Origin of the sequence: Rhizobium binae (assembly GCF_017357225.1) — a bacterium.
GTDB classification, from domain to species: Bacteria; Pseudomonadota; Alphaproteobacteria; order Rhizobiales; family Rhizobiaceae; genus Rhizobium; species Rhizobium binae.
Window position 1 is genome coordinate 59,240 of sequence record NZ_CP071608.1, and the last position, 11,396, is coordinate 70,635.

Sequence of the window (11,396 nt, forward strand, 5' to 3'; positions counted from 1 at the left end):
GACAATTCAGTCAACTAAGAGGTCATCGGAGCCCGGAACCACTCCGTTCGACCGTCATCCCAGTCCCTGCCGACCGCTGCGACGAAACGGCGTCGCGATCGCGCTGACATTCCAACGCTCGTTACCCGGGGACATCGTAATCGCAATGACTATTCACTTACGCGCTATCGGGTCCACGGTTTCCAAGGGTACCCGTGGGAGTGCTTGAGCCCTAGCATTTTTGGTTGCCCACGATGATTGGATGTTCTTCAGCGCACACCAAGTTGCGCTGTGTAACTGCAATCTGGGTACTGCGTGCACCCCATAAAGCGGTCTCCGGTCTTGCTCTTTCTTCGGTGACATGCCCGACATGGCATGTTGGACATTGAGGCAGCGCCTCGCCGTCAATTGTCTCCAGTCGGAAGTTGCCACCGGCGATGTTTGCCAACTCGTGAATGTAACGTGATGGCTGCCGATCGTTCATCAGCAGGAAGACACCTCGACTTGCCCGCGTTAGGGCGACGTAAAACAAACGCCGCTCCTCAGCGTATTCGAAGGTCTCTGGCTGCGGCATGACGAGGTTTAGAAGCTCGTCATCTTCAATTCGGCTGGGAACACCATATTCACCCTCGCTGACATCTAGCAGGATTGTGTAATCCGCCTCCAGCCCCTTCGCGCGATGAAATGACAAACCCGATACCTCGATGTTTTCAAACCGGGGGAGCCCGCCGGCAAACGGATCAAGCAGGTTATACCGCCAAAGCACCATGACCTTCAGCCGGGCAGCGCTGCTCGTGCGCCATTGGCTTGCGATCCCGCCGAGAAACCGGTCAAGCCGGTCCGGGAGCCGCAGGCTGGCCTTACCGAAGTCGGGCTTGCCTTCCTCGCCCGTTATCGGAATTGCTCTGATGGATCGCGCAATCGCCGGTCTGGCCGAGCGAACTGCCTTTCTCAGCTGAGCGGGGTTTCGCTGTATGAAGTTTGCGGCAGCATCGGCGATCACCTGATTGCATCGGTAGGTCGTCTCGAGCCTGCCTTGCCAGCTTGCGCCGAAATTTTCCTCGAATTGCGTGAATATGCTAATATCAGAGCCGGCAAAGCGATAAATCGATTGCCAGTCGTCTCCGACCGCAAAGATCTTCGAGAATGGCTTCTGGTGCTTCAGTGATTTAATCAGATTGGCGCGGGAATCTGAGATATCTTGGAATTCGTCGACGAGGATGAGGGAGTAGGGGCTCTTATACCGGGCCTCCTCCACCAAACGGGTCGCGTTGGCGATCATGGCATCGAAGTCGATACGCTTGTCGTCTTCGAGCTTCTTCGCGTAGGCCTCGGTAATTTTCGAGATTGCCTGTGCGAACGTCTTGGCACGCTTCTTGTCGTGAAGGGAATTCGCGCGCTCAAGGAGCATTTCCAAAGTCAGATCGCCAGCACGGATATGCTTGATGCAGATGGCGATCAGCTTCTGGAAGTGTTTGATGACGATCGGTTCGACCGCCTTCAAGATTTCCTCAAGGCTGCGCTGACGCAATTGAATTTCTCGTTTAGCAAGCTCAGCCTCGAGCTGAAGGAGAAGCGTTCCACCGTTTGCCTGAGCTGATTTTGTCGAGAAAACGTCCAGCTCCGCGCGGCTATAGGCCGCTAACTTACTATCTGCATGTTCTACGTAGTCGGCAAATGGCGAGGAACCGTCGCTATCGATTGCGAGATGCTCATGGATGGTATTGCTTGCCGGGTAATAGAAATCGGGATGCACATGCCTGATCGTCCCGTCTTCGCCTTCCGTGGCGATCTGGCGCTCGTATTGGAACTCGACCGTATTGAGCCACAGCCAGTTCGCTATGGTCTGCTCCTGCAGTGATTTGACGTAGACCCCGCCGAGTGCGCCAATCGACACATCACGACCACGACGGCGCGCTGAGATGTAGCGGTGATAGTCCGCATTGCTGTCAAAAACGGACGCTGGAATATCGGCTTGCGGATATAGCACGAGAAGGTCAATCCAGACCTTGGCAAAGCCCGCGTCCGATTGCATCAAGTCTTCGATGATCTTTGCGATGACCCGTGCTTCGCCAGTAGGGTGGTCCACCCAATTCGCTAATTGCGGTGGCCCGGCCTCCACCAGTTCGATGATACTCCGACCGAGAGCGTGGAACGTCGTGACCTTGCACTGCAGATCCGCCGGCTGGACGCCAAGCTGCTGCGCAATTCGTTCCCTCAGCTCTTCAGCTGCGGCCCGATTGTAGGCGAGGACAAGGATTTCCTCCGGTTGATACAGTCCCTTGTCCAGCACATAAGCGACTTTGCCGACCATCGTCGCCGACTTGCCTGACCCTGCGGACGCGATGAGGAGATTGCTGTCCTCAAGGCGAATACAGGACTCCCTCTGTTGGTCGGACAATGATCGGCCATCGAGATCGTCAAAGAAGGGGGCGTATCTGGTGAGCTCGGTCGCAACAAATTCATTATTGTACTGATGGCGCCGGTCGGGGTCGGTCAGGAAAAACAGGGACCGTGGAAGATCGGCTTCCATAGCCGCGGTTAAGCCGTCGGCGTCGAACAAGGGATGGGAGAGTGCTGCGGCGGCCGGGCCAGAAACACTCGCGATGGCTTGCGCCAGATCTGCCTGTGCGAGGTATTGCCGCTTCCCCTCGATCAATGGCTCGAGTTTCGCATCGACCTCTTTCAAAACCTCTTGATCCGACCGGATCAGTTCGAGCAGGTAGCGATTGATGAACCTGTGAAGGTCCGTCGCGAGCCGAGTAGCGGCGTCCTCGCCGAGGCACGACAGAGTTTCGACATGACTGCATGTGCGGATTTCGACCGTGTGCCAAAGCAGGGCCTTTTTGATACCGATGGCGGTAATGTCCAGGCATAGCAGCTTGGCCCGCGTTCCGGTATGGAGCTCGACGGACGCCGTGGTCGCCGTCGGTAGCCGGAGCTTCCACCTACCGGAGGGAAGCAGACGGGCGAAAAGGCCGGGCCGATAGGTGGTGTAGCGGCTGAAAATCACGGGTCGGCCATCGCGCGAATTGTCATTTCAGTTGCCTTCCACAAACGCGATCATGGACGTTTTTCTCAGCCGCTGGCATTGGCCTTTTCTTGGATTTTTACGCATCGAGAGAGGAGTTCGTCGAAGGTCTCGGCCTCATCGAGAAGAAGGCCGTCTTCAAGCATCCGCGAGTAGTCCTGTTCGAGAGCTGTCCTCCCGGCGCCGGAGGGCGTCAGCTGCAGCCCCCTGCCCACAGCCGCTTCATAGTCAATCGGCGTTTTGTCAGCCGCCTTCTCAGCGAAAAACATCGATTTATGCTGCGCCACCGACTTTGCCAGCTCGCGATCAGCGATTGCGCTGTCGGCGACGCCTATATCGTCGAGACGAACGATGTCGTGCCAGTGGCGTGAAAAGCGCTCCCCGCGGAGGCGTTCCTGCAGGCAGAAGACGTGAATTGCTGTCGCCTTTTCCCAGAACGTGCGTTCGGCATGCATGACCCGCGGTCGCGCGTTGGGAAATTCGATGCCATCGACAAGGCCGGCAGCGTCGCATGAAATGTCGCGAACGCTTGCCGGTTCGCCGGTCGATCGAGCCCCAAACTCCAGCATCACGCTTGGAGCGACATAGCCGGATCCTCCACTAATTGCCTCGTAGTCGATGAAGAGCCTGTCGGCTTCGACCCGGACGGTGGCTGGAAGCGACTGGGCGCTGAGCGCATCGGCAACGAGCGGGCGCACGGTCTCGGATACCCAGACCGGCAAACGCTTGCGGACTTCGCTCGACCAGCGCTTTTCTTCGCTTCTGGTTTTCGGCAATGCCTCCTCGTTCTCGCCCACGAGATCATGAGCGAGCGTGCGGATATCGTAGGTCAGGTCTACATCTTCCGAAAACCTACGGATGGCGTTGTAGGCTTTCGAGAGGGACGTGCCGCCCTTGAAGACAAGGTGGTCGCCAAGCGCCGTTGCGTAAAGGGTCTGCAGTGCCCAGACGACCCACGCGTCCTTTTCCAGGAGGTGGATAGGCCGCCTGGCTTTCTCCGCTGCGATCGCAAGGACTTCGCTTCTCGGGACAGTCGTAAAAACTGTTCAGCCATAAGCGGCCTTTCCTACACTGCGGGCAAGCCAGGTGGGAAACTGAGGGGCGGCGGCAACGAGTTCGCCGAACGCCTCTGCGGAGAGCTTCCGCTTGATGCTCGGAAGAGCCTCGTCGGCCTTTTCCGGACCGAGCCAGGCCAGCGCGCGGACAGCCAGGCCGGCAGGCTTGTTCGCCAAGGCAAGCTGCCAACGTGGCACGTGCTTCAACTCGACCGTCTGGCTGCCGACAGTCATGGTTCGGCTGCGACCGGATGTGAAGTATATGGACCGGATCGGCACCTGACTGGAAAGACCGAGTGAGTTTGCAGCCGCAGCGCCATTCGAAACGATCACCTCGCCACGCTGGTGCGCAACGGCTTCGACGGCTTGCTCGACCGTAGGCGGCCGGCTTCCGAAGCGGCTCTTGATCGCCTTGAGATAGATCCCACGACCGGCCCGGACGAGCTCGCCGCGTTCATATAGGCGCGACAGAGCCTGGTCTACCGCAGCACGGTTTCCCAAATGCAGGAAGGCCTTTGCGGACAGCGCCGTTCCCTCGGGCAGCTGTTCGGCATAGGCCATGATCTGTGTTGTTAGTCGTTGCATGGCAATCTCCTGTCAGAAATATATGCAGTTTTCTGACAGTTTGCAATGTGATGTGTCCTGCCTTTCCTCTTCGACGGAGGTCTGGATAGGAAAAGCTTCATTTTTCTCCTTCCCTAATTGTCAGGATATATCCATGTTTCTCTTCGTGAATCGTGTCCAGACGTCCAATTCCTGACCGGGAGCACAAGTATCCGCCCGTGTGACCCTTTTTAATTTCCGAGAGCAAAAGGAACATCGCCGTCCTTTCGAACATAAAAACCTGAAAACAAGAGCCTGAGGAGGTCCGTGAACGATGTCGCGCGCCCACAATCCTCGCGTTCTCGAGGACCTGAGAGAGAATTACTCACCTCGAAGGATCGGCAAGCCGCAAGGCCGTGGTCCTTCCTTTCGGTGTGGCCGAGATCGATCGGCCCTTGCCCGGCGGTGGGCCTGCCTTACTCCTGGGTTGATCGCATCACACGTCGATTCCACGCTCGAGCAGCATTTCCTCAACTTCACGCAGACCAAGGTTGAACCGCAAATAGAGCCAGACCGAGTGAGAACGATCCGTGGCGGAAAACGGTGACGTTTGAAGCTGATATCTCGTGTCTGCATCACCGAAATTTACGCCCAACCCGTCAGGCAGACAACCGAAGCCCAGTTAACGTGACAATATACCGGCAGCGCTGTCCCATCAAAGCAGAGCTGATTCGCATGTAAACCTTTGCTCGGAGCCATCTCGTAGGCCGACGGGCAACCATCGTCTATTCCGAGATGCGGGCGGCCCTCCAGACCGTGCATCCATGAACGCTCCATCCAGCCTCCACGGGACCTGAACCTACTCAGTACATACAGACGCCAACGAGGAGACGCCAATGATGGCTTGTGCCGACGAGACCAACGAAGGGGACATCCACACAGCTCGGGCGGGCCACCCACCGAAAGTACAGTCCCATAGCCCGGTTCAGCTTTTGGCCGTGTGTGCCTGTTGGCGGAAGGAGCCTTCCACGCGATCTGCTAGGGTGGCCAACGCCGACGTTCTAGGTGGCCTTCGTAGGGGACGGATAAACTTCTCAGCAACAGCCGGAAGCGCAAGGACACGTGTGCGCAACTTCCAAACGCCTGATCTGGCGTGGCCAGCGCAAAGCCCAGGCAAATTAAGATCATGTCCGCCCAGTAAAAAAGCCAGGTCTCAGATCAGTTGGATCAACGCCATTGAGCTCGTTAATGAAAGTTGGAGATGACCGAATGAGACATACCTTCCCTTCAAAGCTAACCATCGGCATCTTTGATCACTTAGACGACGACGGTCGCGACATCGCACAACAGTACTCAGACCGCCTGACGTTAGCCGAGACGTGCGATCGGCTCGGTTTTTATGCATATCACCTCGCGGAGCACCATTGTACCCCGCACGGGAGAGGCGCATCGTCGAATTTGTTCTTGTCGAGCGTCGCACAGCGCACTCGGCAGCTTCGTGTCGGCCCCTTGGTCATGTTGCTCAGCCTTTGTCATCCGCTACGCGCGTTTGAAGAGATCTGTACGCTGGACCAGTTGAGCGGTGGTAGGCTCGAGCTTGGCATAGGGCGCGGCTCTCTCCCGATCGAATTGAGTTACTTCGGGATTGGTGCAGACGCGGTGCCGGAGCGCTACTTCGAAGCCTGCGAAATCCTCATGAAGGCAATGAAGGGGGGCACACTATCCTACCGAGGCTACCATTTTGAGCTGAACAATGTCCCTTTGACGCTGCGGCCTCATCAGCGTCCACATCCGCCTACATGGATCGCCACCAACCGGCCCGAGTCTGCTGCTTGGGCCGCTGCGAACGGCGCAAGCATCGCGTGCCAAGGACCCGCGTCTGTTGTTCGCAAAATTACTGATGCCTTCCGTTCCGAGCGAGTGCACAACACTGGTGCGGACGACCCAGTGCCTTTTCTCGGATTGCTCCGAATGGTAGTGGTCGGACGTTCTGCCGCGCATGCCCATTCACTCGCGGCACCTGCCTACGGCCGATGGATCAAGAACTTCAAATTCCTGTACGATCTCAACTCGATCGCCGTTCCGCCAAACTTGCCGCTGACCTTAGATGCCGCAATCGAGAGCGAGTTGTGCGTAGTAGGAACGGCAGCTCTTGTGCGCCGGGCTCTCCTCGAGCAGTTGGAAGAGGCGGGCGCCAACTACCTTCTTTGTCAACTTGCGTTTGGAGATCTGCCACTGGAGGCCTCCCAGTACACCGCCTTGGCCATTCAGTCCGTCCTTATGGATCTAAGCTGATTGAACGCGTAGAGCCGTCCGGAATTGCGGCTCCATTGCCGTATCGTTTCGTAAGGCACGACAATGTCGCGCTCCAGCAGCATTTTCTCGACCAGCCGCAGGCTCAAGGGGAACCGGAAGTACAGTCAGATCGCACGGGCGATGATCTGCGGTGGAAAGCGGTGGTTCTTGATAACTGAGAGTCAGCGATTTCATCTCAGCCCCTCATGAGGCTGACCCAGAAAAGGACCATGACGCCGGCACGGACAAACAGGCTTGACTAAGCCCCGCAGCGGGGGAGCGCTCTAGCAGCTAACCACGGCGTTTGCCGGATACAGTGGTCAAGGACATCCACAGAGGAAAAACTAGCAACTGCGGTGTTGCAACAAAGCGGCCTAAGGGCGTGCGGTTGTCCCAAATTGTACTACTGAACCACAACCTGCGAAGGTCGACGTTGCCTACGATGCTATCCTGCGTCTCGACAGTTACGGCCGTGTACCGGGGCAGCATCTTAGGGAACAGGATCTCGGCTCGGTGTCTCGGGTGCCCGCCGAGCAAATAGAAGGCTCATGCCAACAGGCCAAGTGAAATACGCATTCGAAATGACCTCATGGAACAGGCGCGCACCGTCTCTGCCGTCTACCCACAGGGAGGGCGTTGCACGAACCGCAGTTGTCGCGCCCAAGTGGGCTCGTTGCTTACGCTATTGAGGAATTGCTGCTACTCAGCGATGCGCTGGCCCGGCTTCGGTTTGCGGATGAGGCTACCTGCCATCAAAACATCGACCACAAAGAGATTGTGACAACGCGGGATCATTTGCGAACCCGATCCATGGGCGATGCAGGCCCTTATACGGAGATGGAGAGCACTACAAAGGGCCTGCAAATCTGATCTCAGCCCTAAGGTAGGCAAATAGGCGAATGCGAAAATTACCCTTTGATACCGTTCTGATCGCCAATAGAGGCGAGATTGCCGTACGCGTCATCAAGACCCTGCGCGAGCTTGAATTGCGCTCCGCAATTGTCTACCACGCTCTCGATGCGGGAGCGCCGGCCGTCTCAATGGCCGACACGGCGATTGCTGTGAGCGGTCGCACGCCGGTCGCAGCCTATCTTGATACCGCACAAATCATCGCTGCCGCCCGCGAGGCGAACGCCGGGGCGATTCACCCAGGCTATGGGTTCCTTGCAGAGAATGCGGACTTCGCAAGGGCAGTGGTCGAGTCTGGGTTCACTTTCGTCGGGCCTACTCCTGAGAGCATCCAATTGATGGGTGACAAGATTCGGGCCCGCAACTTCGCTCAGCGGAACGGGATTCCGGTCGTGCATTCAGCGATCGAAGAAGATGACCCTGCCTCGTTCATTATGAGGGCGCGATCCATTGGAGCGCCTTTGCTGGTAAAAGCATCAGCCGGCGGCGGCGGCAAGGGCATGCGGATCGCCCGCGACCTCGACACCTTGGAAGACGCCATTGCGGAGGCACGCAGTGAGGCGCAGCGCTACTTCGGGGATGGCCGGCTCTACATCGAACGATATATCGAAAAGTTACGGCATATCGAAGTGCAGGTGCTCGGCGACTCCTTCGGAAGCGTCGTTCATTTGTTCGAGCGGGAATGCTCGGTTCAGCGCAGATTTCAGAAGGTCATTGAGGAGGCGCCCGCGTCAACGATTTCCCCGCGGTTGCGCCAGAGAATCTGCGAAGCTGCCGTTCGCATCGCTCGAGCCGCCAACTATCGAAATGCAGGAACTGTGGAATTCATCGTGGATGGAGGAGATTTCTATTTCCTCGAGATGAATACGCGCCTGCAGGTGGAACATCCCGTCACCGAAATGATCACTGGCATCGATATTGTTGCCGAACAGCTCTATCTCGCCGGGGGCCATGAGCTTAGATTTTCACAGTCAGATATCGTGTCGAAAGGACACGCGATCGAAGCGAGGATGTGTGCTGAAGCTCCTGAACGCGGCTTTTCTCCTACGACGGGGAAGGTACTGGTGCTCGAGTATCCCGGCGGTCCAGGCCTACGGATCGACACTGGCATCTCGCAGGGTCAGCAGATAACGACAGCCTTTGATTCCTTGTTGGCGAAGGTGATCGTACATGCGGACACGCGTAATGAAGCTGCGCTGAAGGTCGAACGCGTGATGCGGGAGCTGGTGCTCCTCGGCTGCGAAACAAACGCGAGCTTTCTAGCGCGCGTCCTTGCCGACGAGCAATTTTTAAGCGGACAGCTCCATACTGGATATCTTGACGAAAATCCGCAGTTGGCCGCTGGCGACTCCCCGTCCGACTTGTCGACCTTCCTAGCCGCCGCCGCTCTACTGACGAGGCCAGTGTGCGATTCGGCAGATGCCGTACCTGAGCTTCACGCCTCGCTCGGCGGCTGGAGAAACGCGTGAACCACGTTTTTGAGCTTGAAGGTGTAGATTATCAGTTGTGGCTTTCACGTTGTCAGCAGGGGTATCGCCTGCATTTGGGGGGCGAAATACTCGTACCGCTCGACTTCACCCATCAAGGCGACGGTAGCGGCATTCTTACCATTGCCGACTCAAACGAGCCGGTAAGGTTTGCGATCGATGGCGACACTATTCACCTGCATATTCGCGGCAGGACGCGCGTTCTGCGCTACCGAGACCCATTGTTAGCCCATTCGCTCGTGAAAAAGGATGCAGGTCTTCTTGTGGCGCGCGCGCCGATGCCAGGCGTGGTGGTTAAAACGTCGGTTTTGCCCGGCGACCAAATTTCCGCAGGCTCCGCGCTGATGGTGATCGAGAGCATGAAGCTGGAAAGCGTCATACGCGCGCCACAGGACGGGGTGGTCGACCGAATTCATTTTAGCGAAGGCCAGAGCTTCAAGCATGGCGCGGTACTAGTTACGATCAAAGAGGAAGGGCATTAAGATGCAGCGCATCGCTTCTCTTGTCGACGTGAACTCGCAAGAATTTCACCTCAACGAGCTCCACAACAGAAGACTTGCGGCCGAATTAAACGAGCGCCAGCGTGCGGTCCGCTTCGACCGTCCCGAGCGCGACCGCGAGCGCCTGCGGCGACAAAACAAGCATTTTGTTCGCGACCGGGTGGAGGCTTTGCTTGATCCAGAAACGCCTTTCCTCGAACTTTCGACACTGGCCGCGAACGAGGCTTACAACGGGGGTGTGCCCAGCGCAGCGCAAGTCGTCGGCATCGGCATCGTTGCGGGACGCGAGGTGATCGTTCACGCAGATGACCCGAGCGTCAAGGGTGGAGCATGGTATCCGCTGTCAGTCAAAAAGATCGTCCGATCCCTGGATATAGCAATCGAGAACCGTCTGCCCGTCGTTCATCTTTGCGACTGTGGCGGTGGATTTCTTCCTCTGCAGGCGGAACTCTTCGCGGATCGCCACCACGCGGGCAGAATCTTCCGCAACCAATCCATTCTCTCGAAGATGGGCGTGCCGCAGGTCGCCCTCGTGATGGGACATTGCATCGCGGGAGGAGCTTTCGTTCCTGCGCTTAGCGAGTACAACATTATCGTCCAGGGAAGCGGAGCGATATTTCTCGGCGGTCCATCGGTTGTAAAAGTTGCGACTGGCCAGCACGTGTCTGTCGACGAGCTCGGCGGTGCTGACATGCAAACCACGGTATCGGGAACGGCCGACTATATCGCGCATTCAGAGATGCACGCGATTGCGATTGCCCGCGACTTAGTCGGTCGTATCAATCGTCCTGAAAAAATCTCCATCGATCGAGTCGCTCCCGAGCCGCCCGCTTATGATGCATCTGAGCTATACGGTATAATTCCAAGAGATCCTCGAGTGCACTTTGATATGCGGGAGATTCTCGCGCGCTTGGTCGATGGCAGCAGGTTCCATGAATACCAACCGCTCTACGGGCGAACTCTGGTATGCGGGTTCGCGCGCCTTCATGGATACCAAATCGGTGTTCTGGCGAATAACGGCGTGCTATTCGATGACAGTGCGTTGAAGGGCGCTCACTTCATCCAGTTGTGCGACATGAATCGGACGCCGCTGTTCTTCTTGCAGAACATCACCGGCTTCATGGTGGGCAGCGAATATGAGCGGCGTGGCATCACCAAAAATGCCGCCAAGCTACTCATGGCCGTGTCTGGAGCGGCGGTGCCCAAATTCACGCTCATTTGTAATCATTCTCACGGTGGGGGAACATTCGCCATGGCAGGGCGCGCTTTCGATCCGCGTTTTCTGTTCACCTGGCCGCAGGCTCAAATTTCAGCCATGGGTGCCGATCAAGCGACGCGAGTGCTTACGGATGTGAAGGCAAAGCAAATGGCGGCCGATGGTAGGCGCTTATCGGCGGAGGAGTACGAAGTCACGAGACAGTCGATTTTGGAAGAGTATAGGGAGCGATCAAGCGCTTACTATGCAACGTCTGAAATCTGGGACGACGGGATTCTTGATCCTGTCGACACCAGAAACGCGCTGGCAATCGCCTTGAGCGCCTCGCTCAATGCTCCCACTGAGACGCCACATTATGGCATCTTTAGGATGTAGTGCGGC

7 protein-coding genes and 2 pseudogenes are annotated in these 11,396 nt (G+C 57.2%); 4 read left to right on the top strand and 5 right to left on the bottom strand.

Features of this window, described 5'->3' with window-relative positions; translation table 11 throughout:
- Positions 1 to 211: 211 nt before the first annotated feature.
- From J2J99_RS29490 to J2J99_RS34785, 4 genes and pseudogenes are all read right to left on the bottom strand, one after another.
- Positions 212 to 2,992: a UvrD-helicase domain-containing protein gene (locus J2J99_RS29490; RefSeq protein WP_425526073.1), complete on the bottom strand. Its 2,781-nt coding sequence runs from the start codon at positions 2,990 to 2,992 to the stop codon at positions 212 to 214.
- Positions 2,993 to 3,057: 65 nt separating this feature from the next.
- Complete coding sequence (locus J2J99_RS29495) at positions 3,058 to 4,017, bottom strand: nucleotidyl transferase AbiEii/AbiGii toxin family protein (RefSeq protein ID WP_168302101.1); 960 nt, start codon at positions 4,015 to 4,017, stop codon at positions 3,058 to 3,060.
- A gap of 39 nt (positions 4,018 to 4,056) precedes the next feature.
- Positions 4,057 to 4,650 carry a DUF6088 family protein gene (locus J2J99_RS29500; protein WP_168302090.1) on the bottom strand — a complete coding sequence of 198 codons (594 nt, stop codon included), beginning with the start codon at positions 4,648 to 4,650 and terminating at the stop codon, positions 4,057 to 4,059.
- 457 nt (positions 4,651 to 5,107) lie between these two features.
- Positions 5,108 to 5,244, bottom strand: a pseudogene (locus J2J99_RS34785) (IS6 family transposase); the annotation flags it as partial.
- A 633-nt stretch (positions 5,245 to 5,877) separates the two neighbouring features.
- Between J2J99_RS34785 and J2J99_RS29510 the strand changes: the two are divergent.
- Positions 5,878 to 6,903: an LLM class flavin-dependent oxidoreductase gene (locus J2J99_RS29510; protein ID WP_168302091.1), complete on the top strand. Its 1,026-nt coding sequence runs from the start codon at positions 5,878 to 5,880 to the stop codon at positions 6,901 to 6,903.
- A gap of 5 nt (positions 6,904 to 6,908) precedes the next feature.
- Here the strand turns inward: J2J99_RS29510 and J2J99_RS29515 are convergent.
- A pseudogene (locus J2J99_RS29515) lies at positions 6,909 to 7,093 on the bottom strand (IS6 family transposase); the annotation flags it as partial.
- A gap of 709 nt (positions 7,094 to 7,802) precedes the next feature.
- Between J2J99_RS29515 and J2J99_RS29520 the strand changes: the two are divergent.
- From J2J99_RS29520 to J2J99_RS29530, 3 genes are read left to right on the top strand one after another with little or no spacing between them, the layout of a single operon-like run.
- A complete protein-coding gene (locus J2J99_RS29520) occupies positions 7,803 to 9,281 on the top strand; it encodes an acetyl-CoA carboxylase biotin carboxylase subunit (protein ID WP_168302092.1) in 1,479 nt (492 codons plus the stop codon).
- Positions 9,278 to 9,781 (top strand): acyl-CoA carboxylase biotin carboxyl carrier protein subunit, encoded by a 504-nt coding sequence (locus J2J99_RS34275; protein WP_205919284.1) that lies wholly within the window; start codon positions 9,278 to 9,280, stop codon positions 9,779 to 9,781. Before J2J99_RS29520 ends, J2J99_RS34275 begins: the two co-directional genes overlap by 4 nt.
- A gap of 1 nt (position 9,782) precedes the next feature.
- Entirely contained in the window at positions 9,783 to 11,390 is a 1,608-nt protein-coding gene (locus J2J99_RS29530) for an acyl-CoA carboxylase subunit beta (protein ID WP_168302093.1), read from the top strand.
- Positions 11,391 to 11,396 lie beyond the last annotated feature (6 nt).